This window comes from Anaerotignum faecicola, assembly GCA_024460105.1.
Taxonomy (GTDB): Bacteria; Bacillota; Clostridia; order Lachnospirales; family Anaerotignaceae; genus JANFXS01.
Map to the genome: position 1 here is coordinate 1 of JANFXS010000159.1, position 506 is coordinate 506.

At 50.8% G+C, this 506-nt stretch carries 1 protein-coding gene; it reads left to right on the top strand.

Annotated features, from left to right (window positions below; translation table 11 throughout):
- The coding region (locus tag NE664_13280) for a GntP family permease (GenBank protein ID MCQ4727604.1) at nucleotides 1-506 on the top strand (506 nt) is incomplete at both ends.

A 506-nucleotide genomic window follows, 5' to 3' on the forward strand; every position in this document is an offset into this window, starting at 1 on the left:
GGTCAAGGTATTCGGCGAAAAGAATTCTGCGTTTGCCCTGGGGCTTGCAGGCGTTATCATCGGTATTCCGGTGTTCTTCGATCCGGCTTTCATCATTCTTATGCCGATTGTTTACTCCATAGCCAAAAAGACAAATAAATCTTTACTGTATTATGTGCTTCCAATGACTGCAGGTCTCGGCATCGGATCCGCCATTCCTCCGACACCGGCTCCCATGCTGATCACGGGAAGTCTCCCTGTAGACCTGGGAACGGTCACTATCCTGGCTCTCGTGCTTGTTATCCCGAAATATCTGATCAGTTATGCGGTAGCGGTACCATTTGCAAAGAGGCTTTATGTTCCGGTTCCCGAAAATGCAGTGTTGGCTCCTGAGAAGAAAGAAGGCGCTGCGGGCGGGCCCTCCTTTGGTCTGGTTATCTCCATTGTGCTTCTGCCGATTCTTTTGATTCTGGTCAGTGCGTCGGCAGGTATGATGACAGCGGACAGCGCCGGCATGCAGAATTTTC